The 24,832-nt window shown below is 69.1% G+C and carries 24 protein-coding genes; 5 read left to right on the top strand and 19 right to left on the bottom strand.

The features are described 5' to 3' along the window. Positions 1-7: 7 nt before the first annotated feature. From PIB44_RS10770 to PIB44_RS10805, 8 genes are all read right to left on the bottom strand, one after another. Positions 8-694, bottom strand: coding sequence for an HAD-IA family hydrolase (locus tag PIB44_RS10770; protein WP_278069365.1), 687 nt, complete (start codon positions 692-694; stop codon positions 8-10). Between the two features lies 1 nt (position 695). Then, complete coding sequence (locus PIB44_RS10775) at positions 696-2,177, bottom strand: putative 2OG-Fe(II) oxygenase (protein WP_278069366.1); 1,482 nt, start codon at positions 2,175-2,177, stop codon at positions 696-698. Between the two features lie 20 nt (positions 2,178-2,197). Then, positions 2,198-3,193 (bottom strand): RluA family pseudouridine synthase, encoded by a 996-nt coding sequence (locus PIB44_RS10780; RefSeq protein ID WP_025977619.1) that lies wholly within the window; start codon positions 3,191-3,193, stop codon positions 2,198-2,200. Next, complete coding sequence (gene crcB, locus PIB44_RS10785; RefSeq protein ID WP_278069367.1) at positions 3,190-3,588, bottom strand: fluoride efflux transporter CrcB; 399 nt, start codon at positions 3,586-3,588, stop codon at positions 3,190-3,192. Before crcB ends, PIB44_RS10780 begins: the two co-directional genes overlap by 4 nt. An 80-nt stretch (positions 3,589-3,668) precedes the next feature. Then, positions 3,669-4,163: a CC0125/CC1285 family lipoprotein gene (locus tag PIB44_RS10790; protein WP_278069368.1), complete on the bottom strand. Its 495-nt coding sequence runs from the start codon at positions 4,161-4,163 to the stop codon at positions 3,669-3,671. A 157-nt stretch (positions 4,164-4,320) separates the two neighbouring features. After that, positions 4,321-5,046: an RluA family pseudouridine synthase gene (locus tag PIB44_RS10795; protein WP_134581347.1), complete on the bottom strand. Its 726-nt coding sequence runs from the start codon at positions 5,044-5,046 to the stop codon at positions 4,321-4,323. Between the two features lie 43 nt (positions 5,047-5,089). Further along, the gene (locus PIB44_RS10800) at positions 5,090-5,530 is read right to left on the bottom strand and encodes a hypothetical protein (RefSeq protein ID WP_253122316.1); all 441 of its coding nucleotides are present in this window, start codon (positions 5,528-5,530) and stop codon (positions 5,090-5,092) included. A gap of 132 nt (positions 5,531-5,662) precedes the next feature. Then, positions 5,663-6,973 carry a replication-associated recombination protein A gene (locus PIB44_RS10805; RefSeq protein WP_278069369.1) on the bottom strand — a complete coding sequence of 437 codons (1,311 nt, stop codon included), beginning with the start codon at positions 6,971-6,973 and terminating at the stop codon, positions 5,663-5,665. 67 nt (positions 6,974-7,040) lie between these two features. Here PIB44_RS10805 and PIB44_RS10810 point away from each other — a divergent pair, with 67 nt between their 5' ends. Beyond that, positions 7,041-7,460, top strand: coding sequence for a VOC family protein (locus PIB44_RS10810; RefSeq protein ID WP_024353942.1), 420 nt, complete (start codon positions 7,041-7,043; stop codon positions 7,458-7,460). Positions 7,461-7,602: 142 nt separating this feature from the next. Here the strand turns inward: PIB44_RS10810 and PIB44_RS10815 are convergent, their stop codons facing one another. Together PIB44_RS10815 and PIB44_RS10820 are read right to left on the bottom strand one after the other, a co-directional pair. After that, positions 7,603-8,991 carry a Do family serine endopeptidase gene (locus PIB44_RS10815; RefSeq protein ID WP_278069370.1) on the bottom strand — a complete coding sequence of 463 codons (1,389 nt, stop codon included), beginning with the start codon at positions 8,989-8,991 and terminating at the stop codon, positions 7,603-7,605. 148 nt (positions 8,992-9,139) lie between these two features. Beyond that, positions 9,140-10,375: an alkaline phosphatase family protein gene (locus PIB44_RS10820; RefSeq protein WP_278069371.1), complete on the bottom strand. Its 1,236-nt coding sequence runs from the start codon at positions 10,373-10,375 to the stop codon at positions 9,140-9,142. Between the two features lie 104 nt (positions 10,376-10,479). Here PIB44_RS10820 and PIB44_RS10825 point away from each other — a divergent pair, with 104 nt between their 5' ends. Both PIB44_RS10825 and PIB44_RS10830 read left to right on the top strand, forming a co-directional pair. Further along, positions 10,480-11,379, top strand: coding sequence for an ABC transporter ATP-binding protein (locus PIB44_RS10825; RefSeq protein ID WP_278069372.1), 900 nt, complete (start codon positions 10,480-10,482; stop codon positions 11,377-11,379). Further along, complete coding sequence (locus PIB44_RS10830; protein ID WP_278069373.1) at positions 11,376-12,239, top strand: hypothetical protein; 864 nt, start codon at positions 11,376-11,378, stop codon at positions 12,237-12,239. Before PIB44_RS10825 ends, PIB44_RS10830 begins: the two co-directional genes overlap by 4 nt. A gap of 117 nt (positions 12,240-12,356) precedes the next feature. Here PIB44_RS10830 and PIB44_RS10835 read toward each other — a convergent pair whose 3' ends face one another. From PIB44_RS10835 to PIB44_RS10845, 3 genes are read right to left on the bottom strand one after another with little or no spacing between them, the layout of a single operon-like run. Beyond that, the gene (locus PIB44_RS10835; RefSeq protein WP_278069374.1) at positions 12,357-12,842 is read right to left on the bottom strand and encodes a GNAT family N-acetyltransferase; all 486 of its coding nucleotides are present in this window, start codon (positions 12,840-12,842) and stop codon (positions 12,357-12,359) included. Next, positions 12,839-13,396, bottom strand: coding sequence for an NADPH-dependent FMN reductase (locus tag PIB44_RS10840; protein WP_278069375.1), 558 nt, complete (start codon positions 13,394-13,396; stop codon positions 12,839-12,841). The genes PIB44_RS10835 and PIB44_RS10840 overlap by 4 nt, the downstream gene beginning before the upstream one ends. Position 13,397: 1 nt before the next feature. Then, positions 13,398-14,354 carry a LysR substrate-binding domain-containing protein gene (locus PIB44_RS10845; protein WP_278069376.1) on the bottom strand — a complete coding sequence of 319 codons (957 nt, stop codon included), beginning with the start codon at positions 14,352-14,354 and terminating at the stop codon, positions 13,398-13,400. Positions 14,355-14,480: 126 nt separating this feature from the next. Between PIB44_RS10845 and PIB44_RS10850 the strand changes: the two genes are divergently transcribed. Together PIB44_RS10850 and PIB44_RS10855 are read left to right on the top strand one after the other, a co-directional pair. After that, a complete protein-coding gene (locus PIB44_RS10850; RefSeq protein WP_134581354.1) occupies positions 14,481-15,353 on the top strand; it encodes a pirin family protein in 873 nt (290 codons plus the stop codon). A 61-nt stretch (positions 15,354-15,414) separates the two neighbouring features. Beyond that, the gene (locus tag PIB44_RS10855; protein ID WP_278069377.1) at positions 15,415-16,311 is read left to right on the top strand and encodes a pirin family protein; all 897 of its coding nucleotides are present in this window, start codon (positions 15,415-15,417) and stop codon (positions 16,309-16,311) included. Positions 16,312-16,328: 17 nt separating this feature from the next. Here PIB44_RS10855 and PIB44_RS10860 read toward each other — a convergent pair whose 3' ends face one another. The 6 genes from PIB44_RS10860 to PIB44_RS10885 are packed head-to-tail and all read right to left on the bottom strand — an operon-like array spanning position 16,329 to position 24,772. After that, entirely contained in the window at positions 16,329-17,099 is a 771-nt protein-coding gene (locus tag PIB44_RS10860; RefSeq protein ID WP_025977634.1) for a 2,3-dihydro-2,3-dihydroxybenzoate dehydrogenase, read from the bottom strand. Further along, positions 17,096-20,986, bottom strand: coding sequence for a non-ribosomal peptide synthetase (locus PIB44_RS10865; RefSeq protein WP_278069378.1), 3,891 nt, complete (start codon positions 20,984-20,986; stop codon positions 17,096-17,098). Before PIB44_RS10865 ends, PIB44_RS10860 begins: the two co-directional genes overlap by 4 nt. Positions 20,987-20,995: 9 nt before the next feature. Then, positions 20,996-21,259 carry a phosphopantetheine-binding protein gene (locus PIB44_RS10870; RefSeq protein WP_024353927.1) on the bottom strand — a complete coding sequence of 88 codons (264 nt, stop codon included), beginning with the start codon at positions 21,257-21,259 and terminating at the stop codon, positions 20,996-20,998. Beyond that, entirely contained in the window at positions 21,256-21,903 is a 648-nt protein-coding gene (locus tag PIB44_RS10875) for an isochorismatase family protein (RefSeq protein ID WP_278069379.1), read from the bottom strand. Before PIB44_RS10875 ends, PIB44_RS10870 begins: the two co-directional genes overlap by 4 nt. Next, on the bottom strand, positions 21,900-23,528 hold the full coding sequence (locus PIB44_RS10880; protein ID WP_278069380.1) for a (2,3-dihydroxybenzoyl)adenylate synthase: 1,629 nt from the start codon (positions 23,526-23,528) through the stop codon (positions 21,900-21,902). Before PIB44_RS10880 ends, PIB44_RS10875 begins: the two co-directional genes overlap by 4 nt. Further along, on the bottom strand, positions 23,525-24,772 hold the full coding sequence (locus PIB44_RS10885) for an isochorismate synthase (protein WP_278069381.1): 1,248 nt from the start codon (positions 24,770-24,772) through the stop codon (positions 23,525-23,527). The genes PIB44_RS10880 and PIB44_RS10885 overlap by 4 nt, the downstream gene beginning before the upstream one ends. Positions 24,773-24,832: the final 60 nt, after the last annotated feature.

Consider the following 24,832-nt stretch of genomic DNA (forward strand, 5'->3'; position numbering starts at 1 on the left):
TGAACTTCTAGGCGAACAGCTTGGTCGAGGCGAAACGATCGAGCGCCGCCTCCAGATCAGGAAAATCAGCGGCGATGTGCAGCGCGCCGGCGGCCGCCTGCTCCTCGACCGTGTGAAACCCCCAGCCGACCCCCAGCGGATGCACCCCAGCCGCTACGGCCATTGTGATGTCGTGGCTGGTGTCCCCGATCATGACGGTCGAAGAGGCGTCGGCGCCGCAAGCGTGCATGGCGGCGCGCAGCATGGCCGGGTCCGGCTTTCCGGGTCCATCCTCGGCGCAGTGGCTGGACAGGAACAGCTCGCTCCACTCAGGCCGCGCCAGGTTGCGAGCCACCCCGCGCCGGTTCTGCCCCGTCGCCAGCGACAACCGCCAACCGTCGCGCTTCAGCCGCCGCAGGGTGTCCATGACGCCGGGATAGAGCGGCTCCTCATGCCCCGCCTCGTACATGGCGCGGAAGCTGGCCTGGAAAGCCGCGACGAAGTCCGCCAGTTCGGCGTCGGTCAGCGACGGCTCCAGCACATGCAGGGCGTGAGGCAGGCTCAGACCGACAATCTGGCGCACTCGGTCGTATCCCGGTTCCGGCAGGCCAAGCACCAGCGCCGCCTCGCAGGCCGCGCGATGGATCGAGGCGCGGCTGTCGACCAGGGTGCCGTCGATGTCGAAGACGGCGAGGGGAGCGTCGGAAGCGATCATGTCAGACAGGCACGATGTCAAAGGCGACGGACAGACGGGGCTGGTCGCCGGTAAAGGGCACGGTGCCGTGCCACAGGCAGGACGGGAACAGCGCCAGCTTGCCCGGCTGCGGCTTTTCATACCGCAGCGGCTCCAGGGGCTGCGGCGTCGGGAACGGCGGCTGACCCAAGGCCAGCCAGCCCTCGCGACCGCCCGCCTCGACCACCGGCGGCACGTCGATGTAGCAGGCGGAGGAATACCAGCCCTTGGGGTGGATGTGGTGTTCGTGAAAGCCGCCCGGCGCCAGCCGCACGGACCAGCAGCCGTTCAGCCTGTAATCGCCGCTGTTGCGACGCCGAACCGGGTCGCCGCCCTGCCCTAGCCGCGCCAGATGACGACGGATCGGCCCGTCGATGGCGGTGAAGAAGGCGCGGATGGACGGATCATCGACCAGGGTCAGATCTACCGGGGTCTGCGTCCCATGACGCAGGCTCTGACCCAGCGGATGGTTCTGATAGGCGTGCTGCGCCAGCAGGGCCGCCTGCAGGTCCGCCAGATAGGCGCCCAGATCGTTCCAGCCCGGCGGGGTGTCGATGGTCTGTGCGCTGACAAGACCGTCCATATCATCGAGGCCCAGCGCATCGGCCTGTCCCTTCACCCGGCTGGCCGTGGCGTGCAGGGCCAGAACCTTCTGATGGACGACCGGCGCGCCGGAAAGCTGGTTCAGTATTTCGAAGGCGCCGTCGGCGTCGCCCGTGGCGACAAGGGCTTCGGCCAGGCTGATCCAGGAATCGATCGTCTGCGGCGCCAGCTCGGTCACCCTGCGCGCATGTCCGATCGCGAGCGCCGGGTCAAAGGTCAGGGCCAGTTGTCCGGCCGCCAGTTCGACCGACGCGGAACGGGCGCCGCCCGCCTTGGCCCGCTGCGTCAGTTCGGCCCACGCCTCGCGCGGATCGCCGCCGCCATACATCAGCACCAAGGCCAGACAGGTCAGCAGATCGCCGTCGCCCGGCGCCGTCGCCAGCGCCTTCAGCACCGGCGCTCTGGCGGCCTCTACATCGCCGCCGCGCATCCAGATCAGCTGGGCCAGTTCGCGAACCGCCTCGCCATAGGCCGGGCGGCGTTCTACGGCGCGGCGATAGGCGTCTTCGGCCTCATCCAGCCGGGCGCAGCCGGATAGGGCGCGCGCCAGAACCAGCCAGGTCTCGGGCGCATCGCCACCGTTGGCGAATGCCTGATGCGCCGTCTCGACCGCCTCGGCATTGCGGCCCATGTCGCCCAGCAGGGCGGCCAGATTGTGCCGTGCGGCGACGCTGTTCGGCGCCGCCTGGACCTGCTCACGCCGGATCGCCAACGCGTCCTCGAAACGCTCCATCGCCTTCAGCAGATCGACCTGAAACGACAGGACGCCCGCGCGATCGGCCGGCGGCGCCTGCTCCAGCTCCGCCAGCGCCCCCGTCAAGTCGCCTTGCTGAGCCAGGGCCTGAGCCCGCTGGAGCCTCATATGAACCCCCGGCGCGGTACTCATCGCATCCGCCGCACGCCCTCGAAGGGATCCTCGTCGGCCTCGTCCTCGGAGAAGCCGAAGTGGTTGAAACCGGCCTTCATCTCAGGGCTCAACGGCGCCTCGACGATCAGCTTGCCGCCGCCGGGATGATCCAGTTCGATGCGTCGGGCGTGAAGCTGCAGCTTCAGCGGGCCGGACAGTTCGCGCGACTTGTCGTCTCCGTATTTGGGGTCGCCCAGGATCGGGTGGCCGATGGCCGCCATGTGTGCGCGCAGCTGGTGCGTCCGGCCGGTGAAGGGGCGCAGGGCCATCCAGGCGGCGCGGTGGGCGGCGCGGCTGATGGTGGCGAAGGCCGTTTCGGCCGGTTCGGCCTTGGGGTCCTTGGGCTCGGCCGGGCGCATCATCTCGAAGTCGTTGATGCCGGTCTTCTTCAACGCCATGTCGATCTGGCCCGCCGAAGGCTTGGGGTTGCCGATGACGATGGCCCAATAGGTCTTCTTGGCCTGACGACGGGCGAAGGCGCCGGCCAGACGCTTGGCCGCTTCAGGCCCCTTGCCCAGCAGCAGCACGCCCGAGGTGTCGCGGTCCAGGCGGTGAACCAGCCGCGGCCGGTCCATCCCCTCGCCCCAGGCCGACAACAGGCGGTCGACGTGCTTGGTCGTCTTGGTCCCGCCCTGCACGGCCAGGCCGTGCGGCTTGTTCAGGGCGATGACCATGTGATCTTCGTACAGCACCAGCGACTTGGCGTAGGCGATGTCGCGCTCGGTCAGTTCATGCAGGTCGCCGGGCTTGCGCGGATTGGCCTCGGGCAGCGGCGGCACGCGCACGGCGGCGCCGGCGGTCAGGCGATCCTGCGGTTTGACGCGCGAGCCGTCGACGCGGATCTGGCCGCTGCGGGCCATCTTCTCGACCTGGATATGGGTCAGGTGCGGCCAGCGTCGCTTGAACCAGCGATCCAAGCGGATGTCGTCTTCATCCTCGGCGACATAGAGGGTCTGGACTTCGCGGCTCATGCGCCCACTCCGGTAAACAGTTTGCGCGCGATCATCAGGCCGACGAACAGGGCGGCGATGGCGAGAACCACCGAACCCGCCGCATAAACCAAAGCCGAGACGATTTCACGGCGTTCGATCATCAGGGCCGTTTCCAGCGAGAAGGCGGAAAAGGTCGTGAACCCGCCCAGCACGCCGACGGCGGCGAACAGGCGGATGTTCTCCTGCCCCGCTCCCGCCTTCAACGCCAGCCAGCCGGTCAGCAGTCCCATCAGCAGGCCGCCGATGACATTGGCGGTCAGGGTCGCCCATGGCCAGGCCGCGCCCGGCGCCAGGCGGCCCGCCGCCAGACCCAGCCCATAGCGGGCCATAGCCCCCAGGCCGCCGCCGATCGCCACCAGCAAGAAACGTGTCATGCTGGCGGCTTATACTGTTCCGACGTCATTTGCGAAGGCCGCCAGGTTGCGGCGATCCCGCGCTGGGCTGTTCCAGGCCCTTATAGGCGCGGACGAATGGCGTCCTGGACCCCTCGCGCGTCATAGGCTTCCCGACGGTCCGGGCGCTGGCCGCGCCCCATGACGATCTCCAGCGTCGTCGATGTCGGCTGCGGCCCGCTGAGGTCGAAGCCGAGGCCGACGCCGACGCCCGAGGTCGACCATCCGCCGTAACGGCCCGAGCTGGCGCCCACCGACACGCTGGGACGCACGCCACCGGCGCTTTCGGGACGACCGTCGATCCAGCGCTGCGTCACCTCGAACCAGTCGTAGCCCTGCTCGACCGTCAGTTGGGCGGCGCGGAACAGGGCCATGTCGGCCACCGGGCCGGGCGCGCCGACGCCTCTGTAGGTCACGCGGAAACGGTCGCGTTCGATCTGCTGGTCGGAATAGCCCTGCCCGTTCGGTCCCATCTGCTGGCCATAGGGCGCCAGGCTGGCGCAGGCGGTCAGGGCCAAGGCCGAAGCGGCGATCGTGACGATGGCGAGGCGTTTCATGCGCGTGTCTCCCACGCCCGAACAGCGCGCGGGCCGGCCGGATTGTTCCGCTGTGAAGCTGAATAGGGGATGAAGCGGCGCCGGCGTCTCTCGCAGTTCCACCGTCATCCTCGGCGTTGACTCGAGGGTCGAGCGTCCGCGCGGCGCACCGCATCTGCTAAAGGCCGGCGGCCTCGCGCAGGGACTGGAAATCTTCAGGCTCCGGCGCCTCGACAGTCACGCGGCCGCCGTCGGGGTGGGGAAAACTCAGCTTCGCCGCGTGCAGCATCAGCCGCGGCGCCGCGCGCCCGGCGAAGGTCAGGGCCCCGCCATAGCGCACATCGCCGACCAGAGGACGCCCGATGGAGGCCATGTGGACGCGGAGTTGGTGCATCCGCCCCGTCTCGGGCGAGAGTTCGACCACCGCCCCGTCCTGACCGGAGGCCAGAGTGCGGTAGCTGCTGGCGGCCCCTTGCGCGCCCGGCGCATCGAACGCCACGACCCGCATATAGCTTTCACGGCCGATCTCTTCGCGGCGCAGGGCGGAGGTGATGCGGCCAGCCTTGGGCTCCGGCGCCTCTGCGACAAGCGCCAGATAGGTTTTCTGGAACTTGCGCATCTGCATCGCCTTGCCGAAGAAACCGGCGGCGGGCTTGGTCTTTGCGGCCAGGATGACGCCCGAGGTGTCTCGGTCTAGCCGGTGGACCAACTCCGGCCGCTTGCCGTTCGAGCGAGCGAAGGCCCACAGCAAGTCGTCCAGCGTGTGCGCCTGAATGCGCCCGCCCTGACTGGACAGGCCCGCCGGCTTGTTGAAGGCGATCAGATGCGCGTCTTCATGCACCACCCAGGAACGGACGGCGGCGATCTCTTCTTCGGTCAGGGAAACAGGCTGGCGAGTCTTCACCCGCCCAGCCTTTAGCCGAGCAAGGCCCGCTTCGCCATGCTTCTCAGCGGATCAGACCCTTGCGGCGCGCCCAGTGGGCATAGGCGATCTGGATGACGAAAACGGCGGCGACCGCCCCGACAGAAGCCAGCCCCGCGGCGCCCAACACCTCTCGCCCATTGCTCAGCGCCAGCACATAGACGGAGTGCGCCAGCATGGCGATCAGGCCCGCGACGAAGGCGTTGAAAGCCAGCTTGCGCCGCAGCAACAGCATCAGCGCGCCCAGCAGGCCGCACCACACCGCCACGCCGAAGGCCACGTCCGTCCACATCGGCGCCGAGCGCAGATAGAAGACCTGCTCCATCGTCAGGGCGCTCCAATAGGCCTGCGCGCCGGTCACCTTCTGGTACCATTGCCAGACGCCGACGCCGTTCCAGAGCACCGAGGCGGCGGCGATGGCCCACAGATGCCACGGCGCCGTCGGGCGCTTCGAAATATCGACCATCATTCTTCCCCCACAGCCTGAGCGCCAATAGCTACGCCGAAATAGGTCGCCGCAACAAGGGTTTCGGATGAATCTCACGCCCCATGGCTGAGTCGTGCGCCCGGCGAACAGAACCCGCTAAAGCGGCAAGGCCTATGTCCTATCCGCCTGCATCCGCGCCCGCATCGCCGCCCAGCGTTCCAGGCGCGCCTTGACCTTCTCCTCATGGCCCTCGCCCTTGGGCTTGTAGAAGGTGCGGCGCTCCATTTCGTCGGGGAAGAAGTCGGCGCCCGAGAAGCCCTCGGGCGTGTCGGGGTCGTATTGGTAGCCCTTGCCGTAGCCCAGCGCCTTCATCAGCTTGGTCGGGGCGTTGCGGATATGCGCCGGAGGCATCAAAGAGCCGGTCTCGTGGGCCGCCTTCTTCGCCGCCTTGAAGGCTTCGTAGACGCCAACCGACTTGGGCGCGGTGGCCAGATGGACCACCGCCTGCGCCAGGGCCAGCTCGCCCTCGGGGCTGCCAAGAAAATCGCAGGTGTCCTTGGCCGCGTTGGCGACCAGAATGGACAGGGGGTCGGCCTGACCGATGTCCTCGACCGCCATGCGCACGATGCGCCGCGCCAGATAGAGCGGGTCTTCGCCCCCGTTCAGCATCCGCGCCAGCCAGTAGAGCGCCGCGTCCGGGTCCGAGCCGCGCACCGACTTATGCAGGGCGGAGATGAGGTTGTAGTGCTCCTCGCGCGCCTTGTCATAGGCGGGGGCGCGTTTCTGCAGCACGCCCGCCAGGGCCTGAACGTCCAGCGGCTGCACGTCCGTCAGATCGAACAGCACCTCGGACATGGTCAGCAGGTAGCGGCCGTCGCCGTCCGCCAGGGCCAGCATGGCCTGCCGCGCTTCCGGGGTCAGCGGCAGAGGCTTGCCCATCAGCGCCTCGGCCCGGTCCAGCAGCCGGTCCAGAGAGGCGTCGTCCAGCCGCTTCAGCACATAGACCTGGCTGCGCGACAGCAGGGCGCCGTTCAACTCGAAGCTGGGGTTCTCCGTCGTGGCACCGACCAGGGTGACGATCCCCTCCTCCACGAAGGGCAGGAAGCCGTCCTGCTGGGCGCGGTTGAAGCGGTGAATCTCGTCGACGAACAGCAGGGTCTGCTGCCCCGCCGCCCGGCGCATCCGCGCGGCTTCGAACGCCTTCTTCAGGTCGGCCACGCCCGAAAAGACGGCGCTGATGGACTGGTATTCATAGCCCGCCGCCTTGGCCAACAGGCGGGCGATGGTGGTCTTTCCCGTCCCCGGCGGCCCCCACAGGATCATGGAGCCGAGGCGCCCGGCCTCGATCATGCGGCGGATGGGGCCGCCCTCGCCCAGCAGGTGATCCTGGCCCACCACCTGGTCCAGCGCCTGCGGGCGCAGACGGTCGGCGAGCGGCGCGTCGGGAGGATGAATGCCGGAGGCTTCGAACAAATCAGTCATGGAACGCTCTAGATAGGCGTTCGTTCGGGCGACTGCACCCGCTACAACGCCTCCAAGGAGGAATCGCATGACAGAACCCAAGCCCGATCAGGGACCGCGCGGCGGGGTGACGCCCCATCTGACCATTCCCTCGCGCGGCGCGGCCGCAGCGATCGAATTCTACGCCCGCGCCTTCGGAGCCGAGGAAGTCATGCGGATGCCCGCCGAGGACGGCGAGCGCCTGATGCACGCCCATCTGCGCATCAACGGCGGCAGCCTCATGCTGGCTGACGAATTCCCCGAATGGACCGGCGAGGCCGACATCAAGCCGGTCGGCGTCAGCCTGCATCTTCAGGTCGACGACGCCGATGAATGGTGGGGCCGCGCCCTGGTCAACGGCGCCATCCCGGTCATGCCGCTGGAGGACCAGTTCTGGGGCGACCGCTACGGCCAGGTCCGCGATCCGTTCGGCCACCTGTGGAGCATCGGCGGGCCGGTGAAGGGCTAGGCTTCTCCTCCCCATTTCATGAGGAGGTGGATCGGCGGCGCAGCCGACGAGACGGAGGGGCTTCTTGGTTACGCCGTCGCAAGGCCCCTCCACCGCTTCGCGGTCCCCCTCCCCCACATAGTGGGGAGGAAAACTCGGAGGCTTACGGCAGGCGCCCGGTCAGACGGCGGCCGCCGCGCACGATCACCAGCTCCGAGCCCCGCTGCGCCCGGCCCAGGGCGGCGACCGTCGTGACGGCGCGGCCGTCGATCTGCACCACCAGGTCATTGGGACGCAGGCCGATGCGGGCCGGGATGCTGTTGCGCTGCAGGCCCGTCACCACCACGCCGCTGGTGAAGGGATCGCCGCCCAGACGGTCCGCCAGCGCCGGGTTGAGCGCCACGCCCTGAAGACCCGCCAGAGCCCCCTGCCCCACGACCGTTCCCTGCCCCGGATCGGCATCGCCCGGCAGAGTCGAGACGCGGGCGTTCAGCGTCTGGGTCCGACCGTCGCGCAGCACGGTGACGGCGACCGTCGAGTTCGGCGACTTGGTGCCGACGCGGAAGTTCAGGCCGCCCTGATCATTGACCTCGGCGCCGTCGATGGCGGTGATCACGTCGCCCTGCTGGATGCCTGCGCGCGCGCCCGGGCCGCCGGGGTAAACGTCGGTGACCATCAATCCTTGCGGTCGCTCAAGGCCCAGGCTGCGGGCGATGTCGGCGCTGACGGTGTCGCCCTTGACGCCCAGCCAGGCGCGCTCGACCGCCTTGGCCCCGCCGACCGCCGAGTCCACCACCCGCTTGACCATGGCCGCAGGGACGGCGAAGCCGACGCCGCTGGACGAGCCCGAGCGCGAGAAGATCGCCGTATTGATGCCGATCAGTTCGCCGTCCATGTCCACCAGGGCGCCGCCCGAGTTGCCCGGATTGATCGGCGCGTCGGTCTGGATGAAGGAGCCGGAATCGCTGATGCCCGTCTCGGTCCGGTTCAAGGCCGAGATGATGCCGTTGGTCACAGTCTGGCCGACGCCGAACGGGTTGCCGATGGCCAGCACCAGATCGCCGACCTGCTGCTGTTCCTGATCGTCGATGCGCAGGACCGGCAGGTCGCCGTCCAGGTTTTCCAGTTGCAGTACGGCGATGTCGGACCGCTCGTCCGCCAGCAGCACCTTGGCCGGATATTCGCGCCGGTCATTCAGGGTGACGCGGATCTGCTGCATGTTCTGGATGACGTGGTTGTTGGTCACCACGATCCCGTCGGGGCGCACAATGACGCCCGAACCGATGGAGCCGGTGACGCGCGACTGCGGCCCGCCGCCGAACAGTTCGAAAAAGGGATCACGCACCTGCTGGATGCCGCGCGCCGAGATGTTCACCACGGCGGGGGCGGCCTCGCGCACCACGGGGGCGAAGCTGGTCTTCAGCGCCCCGGCGTCGCGCGGGGCGACGCGGGGCTGTTCGGCGAAGACGCCTTCCTGCGCCTTGGTGGGCTGCGGCTGGCCGCAGGCGGACAGGATCAGGGCGGCGGCGATGGCAAGTCTGGAAGTTTTCATCTCGTCCCGATTTTTATCAAGCTTGGGCGTTTCGTTCATTCCGCCTCGGCTTTTCGACAGGATCAAGGCCCTCGTTCGCTCAAAGGCGCGGCGGCGATCAAACGGACGTGACCCCGTCCCGTTCCGCCGCGTGCCGAGAGATCGCCGATCAGCGCACCGTGACTGGCAGGGTGTCGTTCGGATCGCCGTCGCCGCGCGGCGCGGTCACGCCCAGCAGGCGCGCCAGGAAGGGCTGGACGTCGACGCTGTCCAGGTTCTGCAACCGCCGCCCCGCGATCACGCCGGGACCGCGGGCGATGAAGACGGCCTGCATCTCGGGCGCGGCGTTGTCATACCCGTGGGCGCCGCCGGGCTTGGTCACCGGCCGTGCCTTGGTCGCCAGCAGCCAGCCGGGCTCGGACGCGCAGACGATAGCCGAGACGCGCGGGTTGGAGCCCAGGACGAAGCGCGCCGGAATCTCGCTCTTGCGCCAGCAGTCCAGGTGCGGGCGCGAGCCCAGCAGGGCCTGCTCGACCTCGGCCTCGCGGCCCGCCACGGGGTTCAGGAAGGCGACCGCGCCCGAATAGACGATCTGCACCGCTTCGGGATCGATAATGTCGTCCAGCACGGTGACGCGGTCGGGCGAAGTCGCCGCCATGCCGTGGTCCGACACCACCACCACCATGGTTTTGTCATACAGGCCCCGAGCCTTCAGCCCCTCGACCAGACGCCCGATGGAGGCGTCGACCGAACGCAACGCTTCCAACGTCTGCGGCGCGTCGGGGCCGTGGTTGTGGCCCATGGTGTCGACGATATCGAAATAGAGGGTGGTCAGGGCCGGGCGCTGGGCGGCGGGCAGGTCCATCCAGGCCAGCACCTGATCAACGCGGGCGTCGCCCGGCAGCGACTGGTCGAAAGGCGTCCAATAGGTGGGACGCACGCCGCGAATGTCGGCCTCGGAGCCCGGCCAGAACATGGTGGCCGTCTTCACCCCCTGCCGCTCGGCCGAGACCCAGATCGGCTCCCCCTGCTCCCACCAGCGGCGATCGGTGACCGCCTGCTTGTTGCCAAGCGAGAACCGGCCCAGTTCAGCGTCGACCATATTGTTGCCGACGATGCCGTGGTGATCGGGATGCAGGCCGGTGACGAGCGTATAGTGATTGGGAAAGGTCACGCTGGGGAAGGACGGCTTCATCGGCCCCGACGCCCCGTCGGCCGCCAGTTGCGCCAGCACCGGCGTCGCCCCGCGTTCCAGATAGTCCGCACGGAAGCCGTCGATGGAGATCAGGATGACGTTCGGCGCCTGAGCCGTTTCGACCGGCGCGACGGGCGGCGTGGTGGCGCAGGCGGCGACGGCCAGCGTCAGGACGGCGGCGCGCGCCAGCCCGAACAGACGATCAAACATGAGGAACTCCGACAAACCGACTTTCGCGAACATTGCCTAAGCTTAATCCGCGACAGACAGAAGACGGCTTGCCGGTTTTTCAACCACGGGCCACGCTCCCCTTCATGACCAGCGTTATCGAAACGAACGGCCTGACCAAGACCTATGGCGCGGTGCGCGCCTTGGACGGCCTCAGTCTCAGCATACCGCGCGGCGGGGTCTATGGGGTGCTGGGGCCGAACGGCGCGGGCAAGTCGACCCTATTCCGCATCCTGCTGGGCCTGATCCGGCCCACAGCGGGCGAGGTGCGGGTGATGGGCCAGCACGCCGGCGATCCGGCCGTGACCCGGCGCATGGGCTCGATGATCGAGACGCCGCGCTATCCGCCCTATCTGACCGCGCGTCAGGCCCTGCGCTGGCTGGCGCTGGCGCACGGCATGGGCGCAGAGGCTGAGACCGACCGCTGGCTGGATCGGGTCGACCTGTCCGAGGCGGCCGACCGCAAGGTGCGCGGCTTCTCGGTCGGGATGATGCAACGGCTGGGCGTCGCCGCCGCCCTGATGACCCGGCCCGATCTGGTCATCCTGGATGAACCGACCAGCGGCATGGATCCCCCCGGCATTCAGGAGATGCGCGCCTTGATCCGCAGTCTGGCCGACGACGACGGCGTCACCGTCGTTCTGGCCAGCCACCAGCTTCTGGAAGTCCAGCGCGTCTGCGACCGCGTCGCCATCCTGAACCGGGGCAAGCTGGCGGCCGAGGGCAGGGTCAGCGACCTGACCGCCTCGGGCGAGCGGCTGCGTCTGTCGGCAACGCCCCTGGCCAAGGTCCTGGCCGTGCTGGGCGAGCGGGGCAGCGTTCAGGACGACGCCGTCATGGCCGCCATTTCCCGCGCCGAGGCCCCTGCCCTGCTGCGCGCCCTGATCGAACAGGGCGTGGACATCGATGAGGCCCGCTGGGTCGGCGCCGATCTGGAAAGCGTCTTCATGACCGAAACCTCTGCCGCCGCAGGAGGCCGCCCATGATGCTGGCCGACGCCATCCGCGCCGAAACCTGGCGCCTGCTGCAGAACCGCACGGCCGTGTTCTGGAGCGTCGTGTTCGTGCCCCTGATCTCGCTGGGGCTGGCGACCGCAAGCTTCCTGTTCATTCGGTCCAAGATGGACGGGGCGATGCAGACCCTGCCGGTCGAACTGAAACTGACGGCCAGCGCCGTCGATCTGGGCCAGTCGCTGGTCGATGCGGCCGGCGGGCTGGCCAATCCGGGCGCGCTGGCCTTCCTGTTGATCGGCGCGGCCACCGTCTTCGCCGGCGACTACCGCTGGGAGACCTGGCGGTTGATCACGGCGCGCAACACCCGGCCGAACCTGATCATGGGCAAGGTAGGCGCGGTCAAGCTGATGACCCTGGCCGGACTGTTCCTGCTGCTGCTAGCCAGCCTCGGCGCCGATGTCGCCAAGGGCGTGATCTTCGGGCGCAGCTTCACCTTCGGCTTCGGCGGCGAACAGGCGCAGGCCTTCGGCCTGCTGGCGCTTCTGTCCTATGTGCGGGTGGTGCAGTTCCTGCTGCTCGGCCTGCTGGCGGCGACAGTGACGCGGTCCCTGCTGGCGGCGCTATTCGTGCCCCTGGTCATCGGCGTCGGCCAGTTCTTCCTGGCCAAGCTGAGCCCGCTGTTCGGCTGGCAGATGGGCGACTGGGCGACGATGCTGCTGTTGCCCGGCGACGCCTATGAAGTGCTGAAACTTCTGATCAAGGGCGGCATGGAGGCCGCCCTAGTCCCCGCAGGCGCCGCCTGGCGCGCCATCGCGGGACTGGCGCTGTGGAGCTTGGGCCCCTTCCTTCTGGCTCTGGCGTGGTTCCAGAGACAGGACCTGTCGAAGGAGTAGAATCTTTCCTCCCCACTGCGTGGGGAGGGGGACCGCGTACCGGTGGAGGGGCTTAAGGCTGCGGAACCAAGCGGCCCCTCCGTCTCGACGGCTACGCCGCCGATCCACCTCCCCATGTCATGGGGAGGAGAAACCCAGCGCCTTCTCCATGAAGACGTCGGCCCGAACATAGGGCGTGTCGCGCGGCGGCAGGCGGACAAAGCCGAAGCTGTCATAGAGCGCCAGCGCCGGGCCGAGCGTCGAACTGGTCTCCAGATAGAGGCGATGCGCCCCCGCCTCGCGGGCCGCCGCCTCGCAGGCGTCCAGCAGCCGGCGCGACAGCCCCTGACCGCGCGCGGACGGCGCAATGGTCATCTTGGCGACCTCATAGCCGCCGTCGTCCATCGCCATCAGGGCGCAGCAGCCGACGGCCTGCCCCGCCTGTTCGACGAAGAAGATGCGGCCGCCCGGCGTCAGGATCTGCCCCTCGGGGTCGCCCAGCACCTTGCGGTCCTTGGCTTCGATGGCGAAGCCGCCCTCGGCCAGCCAGGCTTCGTTCAGGGTGCGCCAGGCGTCGCGATGGTCCGGCCGATAGGCGACGATATCGAAGGTTTCGCCGCTCATGCCGACAGCCCCCGGCAGTGATTAGCGAAACCGGCGACGAAGGCGGTCAGGCGACGGCGCGTATCTGCGTCGATCAGGCGGCCCTCGGCGTCGAAGGCGTCGCCCGCGCGCGGGACCATCAGCCGCGCCCCGAACCAGGGCGCCGCGCCCAGGGTGCGCAGCACCGGCAGCCAGGCCGCCTGGCTCATCAGCGTCCCGAACGGCCCGGGCGAGGCGCCCAGCACCGCCGCCGGCCGCCCGCCGAACACCCGTGCGATGTCTGAACTGGGCCGGCTGAGCCAGTCGATGGCGTTCTTGAACGGGCCGGGGATGGAGTTGTTGTATTCCGGCGTGAACAGCATCAGCCCGTCGCAACCGGCGATCAGGTCCTTCAGCGCCACCACGGCCTCGGGCAGGCCCTGCTCGGCCTCCAGGTCGCCGTCATAAAGAGGGATGCTGTGGATGGTCGCGGCGATCAGTTCTACGTTCGGCGGCGCCGTCTCCTGCGCCGCGCGCAACAGAGCGCTGTTGTAGGAGGCCGCCCTCAGGCTGCCCGACAATCCGACCAGACGCATTTCAGTCCTTCGTCTTCGCTAGCGCCGCCATATCAGGCGACGACAGCCTTTCGCCGTGAATTTGCTGCTCGGCGCAACCCTCGACCAGAAAATCCAGCAACATGCGCACCGAAGGCAGCAGCCCGCGCCGCGACGGGAAGACCGCGTGGACGATCCACTTCTTGGGCCGCCAGTCCGGCAGCAGGTCGATCAGCCGCCCCGTCTCAAGGTCGCGCATCACCGCCACGCTGGGCAGCAGACCCACGCCCAGGCCGCTCAGAGCGCCGTCGTGCAGCATGTGCAGGTCGTCGGTGACCAGACGCGGCGCATGGCGCACCGACGCCGTCATGCCGTCCTTATGGTGCAGGGCCCATACGTGATCGCGATGCGCCGGGCCGAAATCCACGCTGGGCCAGCCCGCCAGATCCGCCGGGCCGGTCGGCGTTCCCATGCCGGCGATCAGGTCCGGGCTGGCGACCAGGCGATGCACGCTCTCGTCCAGCTTTCGCATGACCAGATCGATCTGCTCCAGCGGCGGCTCGCGGACCCGGATGGCCAGGTCGAATCCCTCGCCGATCACGTCCACCCGGCGGCTGGTGCTGTGAAGCTGCACCTCAAGCTCGGGATACAGGGCCATGAAGCGCACGATCAGCCCGCTCATCTGATAGGTCAGCAGGCCCGGCGCGCAGGCGACGCGGATCGTGCCGCACGGCTCGGACCGGGCGCCGTCGATCAGGGCCTGAGCGGCCTCGGCTTCGACCAGCATGGCGAGGCAGTGCTGGTAATAGGCCTGACCGATCTCGGTGACGGAGAACTTGCGCGAGGACCGCTGGATCAGCCGCGTGCCCAACTGGTCTTCCAGCGCAGCGATGCGGCGGCTGAGCTTGGATTTCTGCATCCCCAGCGCCCGCGCCGCCGGGGCGAAGCCGTGGTGATCCACCACCTGCACGAAATAATAGAGGTCGTTAAGGTCTCTCATCGTCCTATTGATAGAACGCAGCGAGGCGATTTCGCAATCTGCCCGGCTCATCGTTTCGCAGGCATAAGTTCTTCAACGCGATCGGCCCTGCCCCCAGCGGCCGATCCGACGAATGGAGACTAGACCATGAAGAAGGTTCTGGGCCGTTACGGCAACGAGCGCGGCCACTGGGTCGGCGACGGCTTCCCCGTCCGTTCGCTGTTTTCCTACAACGCCGCCGGCAAGCAGGTCAGCCCCTTCCTGCTGCTCGACTACGCCGGTCCGTACAACTTCGAGCCGACGACCGAGCGGCGGGGCGTGGGCCAGCATCCGCACCGCGGCTTCGAGACCGTGACCATCGTCTATGACGGCGAGGTCGAGCACCGCGACTCGACCGGCCAGGGCGGGATCATCGGCCCTGGCGACGTCCAGTGGATGACGGCGGGCGGCGGCATCCTGCACGAGGAGTTCCATTCCCCGGCCTTCTCGCGCACCGGCGGCCCGTTCCGCATGGTTCAGCTGTGGGTCAACCTGCCCGCCAAGGACAAGATGACCCGTCCCGGCTACCAGTCGATCCTGAACGCCGACATTCCGTCCGTCGCCCTGCCTGACAATGCAGGGACCGCGCGGATTATCGCCGGCGCGATGGAGGGCTCCAAAGGCCCGGCCACGACCTTCACCCCCATCAATGTGTGGGACGTACGGTTGAACCGGGACGCCGAGACGACGCTGGACCTGCCCCAAGGCCACACGGCCATGGTGGTGGTTCTGTCGGGTCATGTCACCGTCAACGGCGACCAGCCGGCCGGCGCCGCCGAGGCCCTGCTGCTGGACCGTCAGGGCGACAGCGTGACCCTGAGCGCCGATGCGGACACGACCCTGCTGATCCTGACCGGAGAGCCAATCGACGAGCCCATCGTCGGCTATGGCCCCTTCGTGATGAACAGCGAGGACGAGATCCGCACCGCCATCACGGACTTCAACAGCGGCCGCTTCGGCGACATCCCCGCCGCAGCGTGACACACTGAGCAACAGGCGGCCCGGCCAGCGCCGGGCCGCCCCCCTTTCAAGGAGGCCCCCCATGATCGAACTCGTCATCGACCAGCGCCGCAAAGACCTCGGCGGCTTTGAAGTCGGCCGCGTCCTGCCCTACGCCAAGCGCCGCATGGTCGGCCCCTTCGTCTTCTTCGACCACATGGGACCGGTGGATATGCCTGCGGGCATTCCCCAGACGGTCGACGTGCGCCCGCACCCGCACATCGGCATCTCGACCCTGACCTATCTGTTCGACGGCGAGATCACCCACCGCGACAGCCTGGGCGTCCAGCAGGACATCCGCCCGGCCGAGGTCAACTGGATGACCGCCGGCAGCGGCGTCACCCACTCCGAACGCTTCGAGCGGGCGCGGATGGAGGGTCTGCGTCTTGAAGGCATCCAGGCCTGGGTCGCCCTGCCCAAGGGTCAGGAAGAGATCGATCCCTCCTTTCAGCACGTCGTCCCCGGCGACCTGCCGACCTGGATCGAGAACGGCGTCAAAGGCCGTCTGGTCGCGGGCGAGACCATGGACATGAAGGCGGGCGTCAGCACCTTCTCGCCCCTGCACTACCTGCACCTGGAGCTTGAGCCCGGCGCCCGGTTCCAGACCCCGACCGACCATTCCGAAAGCGCCGTCTACGTCGTTCAGGGGCTGGTCGAGATCGACGACGGCAGGCCCCTAGGCCACGGCCAGATGGCGGTGCTGTCCAAGGGATCGCCATCGGTCATCCACGCCCTGCAGCCGACCACCGTCATGGTGCTGGGCGGCGAGCCGGTGGGCGAGCGTTTCATCGAGTGGAACTTCGTTTCCTCGTCGCAGGACCGGATCGAACAGGCCAAGGCCGACTGGCGCGCCGGGCGCATGAAGCTGCCCGACATGGACGATCAGGAGTTCATCCCCCTGCCGCCCGACCGCACGCCGCCTCCCCCGCCCATGTCCTGAAACGGCTCCGCTGCAGTTCAGGCCCGCAGCGTGGCCCCGCCGTCGACATAGAGGTCCGTCATGGTGATGTGGGCGGCCCGATCGGACAGCAGGAAGACCACAGCCTCGGCGATGTCTTCGGGCGTCGCCAGCTTCTGCAGCGGGATGCCCGCCTTGAACGTCTCGGGCGAGCCGGCGATGACGCGGGCGGCGCCGTCTTCATCCGCCCACATGCCCGTCTGCATCGGCGTCAGGGTCGAGCCCGGGGCGACGATGTTGCAGCGGACGCCCTTGGGCCCCAGCTCCAGCCCCAGACAGCGGGTGAACATGGTCGCCGCCGCCTTGGACGCGGCATAGGCCGCCATCGCATGACGCGGCACGCCCGCAGCATTGGAGCTGACGGTGACGAAGGCCCCCTTGCCCCGCTCGCCCATCCGGCGCGAAACTTCACGGCCCAGGTGGAAAGGCCCATCCGTATTGACCGCGAAGACGCGGCGCCATTCGGCGTCCGAGGTCTGATCCACCGTCACATTGGACAGGACGCCCGCCACGCTGGCCACCAGGTCGATGGGGCCGTCCTCGCCCTCGATGCGCTCGAACAGGGCCTCGACCGCCGCGCCGTCGGATACGTCCAGCGGCTCGATGCGGACGCCCTTCAGGAAGGCCAGACCTGACAGTGCGGTGGACGGCAGGTCGGTGGCGACCACGCGCGCGCCCTCCTCGACCAGCAGGCGCACCACGGCCGCGCCGATGCCGCCCCCCGCGCCCGTGACCAGGGCCAGACGGCCGGACAGTCCGCTGTCTCTCATCGTGTCGTATCCTCTGCGGCGGTCATGCGGGCGTCCAGCGCCGGGGCGATCAGGGCCGTCGCCGCCGGGCCGGTCAGTTGCGGGTGCAGGAAGGGAACCTCGACCACGTCCAGATCGGCGGCGTAGGGGCGCCATAGGCCCGGCGTCAGGTCGCGCTCCGTGTGATCCAGAGCCGCGCGGACGTGGGTGGTGCGGCCTCCGAAAGGCTTGTGATAGTGTTCGCGCACCAGCCGATTGGTGTCCATCACCACGCGGATGACCCCGTCCAGAGCCGCCTCGGGCAGGCCGCCCAGCGCGCTGTCGCCCGCCTTCAAAAAGGCGAGGATGGCCGCACGGCTGCGCAGTTCGGGATACTGGGTCGGGTCGTAGCCGGCGATGGCCAGAAGCGCGCGCAGGGCGTCCACCGGGTCGGGCTCAGGCTCGGCGCGCCAGCACTCGGCCGGATAGGAATCCAGCATGGCCATCAGGCCGACCTTGACCCCGCGCCGCTCCAGCTCGACCGCCGCCGCCTGGGCGATGATGCCGCCCACGGACCAGCCCGCGATATGGACCGGGCCGGGCGCGCCAAGCGCCAGAATATGATCGACATACACCGACGCCAGCGCCTCGATACCGTCCGGCAAGGCGTTATCGGGGTCCAGCGCGGGCGACTGCACGCCCCACACCGTGCGGCGGGGCGACAGGGCGCGCGCCAGGGTGCGATAGCCCCACGACAGCCCCCCCGCCGGGTGGATCAGGAACAGCGGCGCCAGGGCCGCATCGCCCTCGGCCAGACGGATCAGCACGCCCAGCCCGTTGTCGAAGTCCAGCGCCTCAGCGTCGATCAGGGCGGCCAGTTCCGCCACGCGCGGTCGGTCGAACAGGGCGCCCAGGCCCGGATCGCGCCCCAACCGCTCGCGGATCAGCATCATCAGGTGCACGGCCAGCAGGGAGTCGCCGCCCAGGGTGAAGAAGTCGTCGTCGGCGCCCGCCGGTTCGGCCCGGCCCAGCGTCTCGGCGAAAAGTTCGGCGATGACTTTCTCGGTCGGCGTCTCAGCCGCCCGGCCCGCTGCGGCCTCGAACACCGGGGCGGGCAGCGCCTTGCGGTCCAGCTTGCCGTTGGAGGTCGTCGGCAGGGCGTCCAGCGCCACCATGGCGGCGGGGACCATGTAGTCAGGCAGGCGCGCGGCCAGCTTGGCCTTCAGCGTGGCGGGGTTGTAGCCCTCGGACGGGACCAGATAGGCGACCAGACGGCGCTCTCCCGGCCGGTCCTCGCGCGCCAGCACCACCGTCTCGCGCGCCAGACCGCTGGCGATGACGGCGGCTTCGATCTCGCCCAGTTCGATGCGCAGGCCGCGGATCTTCACCTGATGGTCGCTGCGGCCCAGATAGACCACCGCCCCGTCGGCGCGCCGGCGCGCCACGTCGCCGGTGCGATACAGGCGCTGGCCCGGATGGTGCGGGTCGGGGATGAAGGCGGCCTCGGTCAGGTCGGGCCGGTTCAGATAGCCGCGCGCCAACTGGACGCCGCCCAGATGCAGGTGGCCGCCCATGCCGGGCGCCACGGGGCGCAGCCGCTCGTCCAGGATGACCAGCCGGGTGTTCCACACCGGCCAGCCGATCGGCATGGGGCGGGACGTATCCTCCGGCCCGGCGGCCCAATAGCTGACGTCCACCGCCGCCTCGGTCGGGCCGTAGAGGTTGTGCAGTTCGGCGCTGACCGTCTGATGGAAGCGGTCGCGCAGTTCGGCGGGCAACTCCTCGCCGCTGCAGAAGACGTGGGCGACCGTGATCCCCTTGGCCGCCGGATCGGCCAGAAAGGCCGACAGCATGGAGGGGACGAAGTGCAGGTCGGTGATCGCATGGCGACGGATCAGCCCGGCGATGGCGGCCGGATCGCGGTGCGCGCCGGGCGGGGCCACGACCAGTTCGCCGCCGGAAATCAGGGCGAGGAAGAACTCCCACACCGAGACGTCAAAGGTGGCGGGCGTCTTCTGTAGGATGCGGGTGTGGGCGCCGATGCCGTATTCGGCCTGCATCCACAGCAGGCGGTTGACGATGGCCCGATGCTCGACCAGCACCCCCTTGGGATCGCCGGTCGACCCCGAGGTGTAGATGACATAGGCGGCGTCCTCGCCCCCTTGCGCCACCGCAGGCGCAGCCCCGTCCAGCGGCCATTTGGCGGGCGCCAGCAGGGCCTCGCCAACCGCGCCGCCGATGTCGTCATGGGCCAGCACGACGCTCGGTCCGGCGGCGCGGACGATGGCGGCGATGCGCTCGGCCGGATGCTCCAGATCCAGCGGCAGATAGGCGCCGCCTGCGCGCAGGGTCGCGACAAGCGCGATCACCAACTCCAGCGAACGCGGCAGGGCCACGGCGACGAGGCTTTCGCGCCCCACGCCGCGCGCCGCCAGCGCCGAGGCCAGCGCCGCCGTGCGGCGGTCCAGTTCGGCGTAGGTCAGGGTCTGCTCGCCGAAGGTCAGCGCCGAGGCGTCCGGCGTCGCCTTCATCGCCATCTCCAGCAGGGCGGTCAGCGTCGTGTCGGGAACCGGATGGGCGGTGTCGTTGAAGGCTTCCAGTTCGCGCGCGGCCTCGCCCGGCGTGGCGATGGGAACCTCGCCCAGCGTTTCGGCGTCCAGCGCGTTCGTCAGAAAGGCGGCCAAACGCTCTGCGTGGGCGGCAGCCTCCTCCAGCGTGTAGAGGTCGGGGTTGGCGTCGACTTCCAGCGTCAGGGCCGGGGCAGCGTCACCACGGAAGGTGAAGCTGATGTCGTCGACAGGGCCGGTGCCCAGCACCTTCAGCGTGGTGTCCAGTCCCGCAAAGCGCGGCGGCAGGTCGAACGGCAGGACGTTGACCAGCGGCCCATACAGACGCCGCGCCCCGCCGATCAGGCCCAGGTCGCGCCGCAACTGCTCGCTGCGATAGCGACCGTGGCGGCGGGTCTTGATCAGGGCCTTGGAGGCGAGGACCAGCTGCTCGTCCAGCGGCGCGTCCTCGTCCAGCGTCAGGCGCAGCGGCGGGACGTTCATGATCATGGCGGGCGTGCGCGCCGAGGCGCTGCCCATGCGCCCCATCCACGGCACGCCGATCACAGCCTCTTCAGCGCCCGAGAAACGGCGCACATAGGCGGCGCCGATGGCGGTCAACACGTCGGGCCAGGACAGGCGCCCGGCGTCAGCGCGGGCGCGCAGGCGGGCCGTGACCTGCGGCGGCAGGGCGCGCTCGATGCGGTGGAAGCGGTGGGCGGTCGTCGCCTTGCCGGGCGCCAGAGAGGCCACTTCAGGCGCATCGCCCATGACCTCGCGCCAGTAGGCGGCGTCGGCCGTGCGCTTGTCCGAGACGCGATAGGCGGCGTCTTCCTCCCACACCTTGGCGATGGGGTTGAAGACCGGACCGGGCGCCGGGCCGCCGCGCGCGGCGTTGTAAAGCTCGGCCGTGCGGTTGGTCAGCAGGGACATGCCGAAACCGTCGGTGGCCAGGTGGTGGACGCGCAGGCTCCACAGGAAGCGTTGCGGCCCCATCAGGAACAGGATGTTGGCGGCCAGCGGGTCGCGGGTAGGGTCCAGCGGCGTCTCATGGTCGCGACGCATGGCGGCCATGGCCTCGGCGACCGGATCGGCGGCGGCGGACACGTCGATGATCTGAAGCAGCGGACGATGGACCGGCTCGAGGGTCTGGAAAACCTCGCCGTGCTTCTCAACGAAACGCAGCGACAGGGCCTCGGCCTCGGCGGCGGTCTGATCGACGGCGGCGCGGAAGGCCTCGACATCCAGATCGCCCCGGATGTCGAGATAGTGGGCCGTGTTGAAGATCGGGTTGGCCGGGTCCAGCCTCTGGGCGAACCACAGGCCGGATTGGGCTTCCGTCAGCGGGTGTTCCAGCACCGCCGCCATGCGTCCGTCGTCCATGATGTCAGGTCAGGCGTCGTGACCGGCGGCGCGCAGGCGCGCCTGAACCACGCTCCACCAGCCTGCGAGCGTGGTGTGTTCGGCCAGTTCGCTGAACTCCAGCGGCACGGCCTCGCTCCACGCCAGCGACAGGTTGAGTGCGCGTAAGGAGTCGACGCCCAGGTCCATCAGATTGTCATCGTCCAGAATGGAGTCCGGCGTTTCGTGCAGCACGGCGGCGACATCGGCGCGCATGCGCTCCAGCGTCAGATCCTGCGGGGTCAGCTTGGTCATGTCAGTCGTTCCAGAACGCGCGCCGTCGAAAGGGCCACGGCGCAGGTGTCGGCGGCCCAGGCCACCGCGCCCATATGCTTGTCGCGCGAGAAGTCGCCAAGCGCATCGGCGACGAAGAAGGGTTCGATATCGCGCTGAAACGCCTCGGCGGCCGTCAGCTGGCAGCCGATGTGGGCGTAGACGCCGCAGACGATCAGCTGGTCCCGCCCCCGCGCGCGCATCAGCGTCTCGAGGTTGCTGCGCTGGAATGCGCTGTAGCGGTGCTTGACCAGAGGGAAGTCGCCCGGCGCCGGGGCCAGTTCCGGCAGGATGTCTTCATGCTCGGGCATACGGCTCATGCCCGGTCCCCACAGGTCAGCCTGCAGGCCCCGGTCGCGACGATCCTGATCGCCGTGCTGGGCGGTGTAGAAGACCGGAACGCCCGCCGCCCGCGCCGCCGCGATCAGGCGGGCGATGTTGGCGATCAGCCCCGGCAGCGGCTCGGCGCCCGGCGCATAGGGGCGCATGAAATAGCGCTGCATGTCGTGGACCAGCAGGGCGGCGCGGCCCCGTTCCAGCGCCCAATGGGCGCGCGAGGCGGGGATTTCCGCCTCGGTCGGCAGGGCGTAGGCCGGGACGGTGGGCAGACCTTTCGAGACGCTCACGCCTTGCCCTCTTCTTCCAGAATGCGCTGACGCAGAGCGGCGCGCAGTTCGCGGCGGCTGACCTTGCCGACAGCCGTCACGGCGAAGTCTTCCACGAAGACGATCTGATCCGGCACCTTGAAGTCGGCGATGTCGCGCTTGCGCATCCAGGCCTTCAGCTCGACGCCGCGCGGCGGGGCGCCGTTGGGGATGATGAAGGCGCAGATGCGCTCGCCCAGATAGTCGTCGGGCACCGACACCACGGCGGCGTCGAACACGGCCGGGTGGGCCAGCAGATGATCCTCGACCTCCTCGGCCGAGATCTTCTCGCCCGCGCGGTTGATGTGGTCGGTGGCCCGGCCCATGACCACGAGGTAGCCCTCGGGCGTGCGGCGCACCACGTCGCCGGTGCGATAGAAGCCGTCGTCGGTGAAGGACCGCGCATTGGCCGCCGGTTCATTGTGATAGGCCCGGATCGTATAGGGGCCGCGCGTCAGCAGGTTGCCCGGCTCGCCCTCGGCGACCGGCGCGCCCGCATTGTCGACGATCAGGATTTCGTCGTCAGGGCTGATCGGGCGTCCTTGCGTTTCTACGATCAGGCTCTCGGGGTCGTCCAGCCGGGTGTAGTTGACCAGCCCCTCGGCCATGCCGAACACCTGTTGCAGGGTGCAGCCCAGTTCGGTGCGCACGCGCCGCGCCGCCTCTGGCAGGAATTTCGCGCCGCCGACCAGCAGCACCTCAAGACTGGAGATGTCGTGGGTCTTTCGCGGCGCCGCCTGCATCCACAGCAGGGCCAGCGGCGGGACCAGACCGGTGATCGTCACCCCCTCGCGCTCGATCAGGGGGAAGCAGGCGTCCGGCGACGGCGACGGCGACATCACCACCGTCGCCCCGACATAGAGGGCGCCCAGATAACCCGGCGAGCTCATCGGGAAGTTATGCGCGGCCGGCAGGGCCGTCAGATAGACGCTGGACGCGCTCAGTTTCGAGATCACCGCGCTTTCGCGCACGCTGTAGAGGTAGTCGTCGTGCGTGCGCGGGATCAGCTTGGAAAGGCCGGTCGAGCCGCCCGAAATCTGCAGGAAGGCCACGTCAGACGGATCGGCGTCCTCGGTCGGCAAGGAGGCCGCATCGGCGCGGAAGGCGTCGAAGGATGCGAACTCCTCCGCCTCGCCCACCACGACCACATGGCGCAGTTCGAGAACCTCGGCCTGAACGGCGCGGGCCAGGACCCGGTAGTCGAAGCCCTCATGTCGGTCGGCCACGACATAGGCCGAGGCCTCGGCCCGGCGCAGGAAGTGAACGATCTCGGTCGAGCGGTGGGCCGGCAGCGCATAGACGGGGATCAGCCTGGCCCGGAACAGGCCGAAGATCACGCTGAGGAACTCGGGCAGGTTCGGCAACTGCACCACGACCCGGTCGCCCGGCTTCAGCCCCAGCGCCATGAACCCGGCGGCGGCAGTCTCGGCCTTTTCCAGCAGCTCGCCATAGGTCCAGCGCTGGTCCATGCCGACCACGGCGACGGCGTCGGGGGTCGCCTCGACGCGATCGCGCAGCAGTTGGGAGAAGGTCTCTCCACGCCAATAGCCCTTGGCGCGATAAAGGGCCGCCAGATCGTCCGGCCAGACCTGCTGCAGGGGAATCATACGCTCGCCTCATCCACGCCCAGGGCGCGCAGGACGGCCTGGAACTTACCTGACGTCTCGTCCGCCTCGGCGGCGGGGTCGGAGCCTTCGACAACGCCCGCCCCGGCATAGAGACGCGCCTGATCGCCGCACGTCTCGGCGCAGCGCAGCGAGACGTACCATGCGCCGTCGCCGAAGGCGTTGGTCCAGCCCACGGCCCCGGCATAGAAGCCCCGGTCATAGCCTTCAAGCGCGCGGATCATCTCAGCCGCCCGGTCGCGCGGCGAGCCGCAGACGGCCGGCGTCGGATGCAACAAGGCGGCCAGTTCGGCGGCGGAGGTTTCATCGGGGCGATGCAGCCGCCCCTCGATGCGCGTGCCCAGGTGCCACATGGTCCGGGTCGAGACGAGCGCCGGTCCGGGCGGCGCGCGCAGGTCGCTGCAATAGGGCGCCAGCAGATCCATGATGGCCTCGACCACCAAGGCGTGTTCGCGGCGGTCTTTGTCCGAAGCCAAAAGGCTCTGCGCCGCGGCCTCGTCCTGCACCACGTCGACGCTGCGGCGGGCCGACCCGGCCAGGGGGTGAGAGAAGACGGCGGGCCCGCGCTTGGAGACCAGCAGTTCCGGCGTGGCGCCGACCAGACGGCGCATGGCTCCGCCAGCGCCCTCGCCCAGCGGCGTCAGGAAGCGCGCGGCGGTCGGGTCGGCTTTCAGGTCGCGCCACAGGGCGAAGGGGTCGATCGCGCCGTCGCCCTGAACCTTCAGGCTGCGCGACAGCACCACCTTATTGATCGGTTCGGCGCCGCCGTGAGAAGCGCGCATGGCGGCAAGCGCCTGCGTCACCGCCGCCTCATAGGCCGCGCGCGACGGCTCGGGCGTCAGGGCGCGGATCGAGGGGCGCGGCGCGCTCGAGCGCATATCCCAGATACGGTTGGCGGCGCGCTCGGGCAGAAACAGGCAATCGTCGGCGCGGCGGTCGAACGGCAGGGCGCCGACCAGCAGGCGCGGCGACGGCTCATCGGTTTCCGGCGCGACGGGCAGATCAGCGAAGAAGCGGCGCACGCGCGCCCCCAGCGTCGCCGCCGGTCCCGGCGTCAGGCGTTGCTTCAGACCGGTGGTGAACAGGCGAAGCTCGGGCGTGCTCAGTCCAAAGGCCCAGTCCATGTCGTCCTTGGGAGCGGCGGCCTCTTGCCGTTCGGATGCGCCGCCGCCGATCTGAACCGACAGATCGGGCGCGCCCCAAAACTCCGCTACTCTCGACTCCATGCTGATCCCTGCTGCACTCAAGCTGTTGCATATCATTCGCAACAATCGGCCTATAGCGGA

The sequence above is a fragment of the Brevundimonas sanguinis genome, from assembly GCF_029636725.1.
Taxonomy (GTDB): domain Bacteria; phylum Pseudomonadota; class Alphaproteobacteria; order Caulobacterales; family Caulobacteraceae; genus Brevundimonas; species Brevundimonas sanguinis.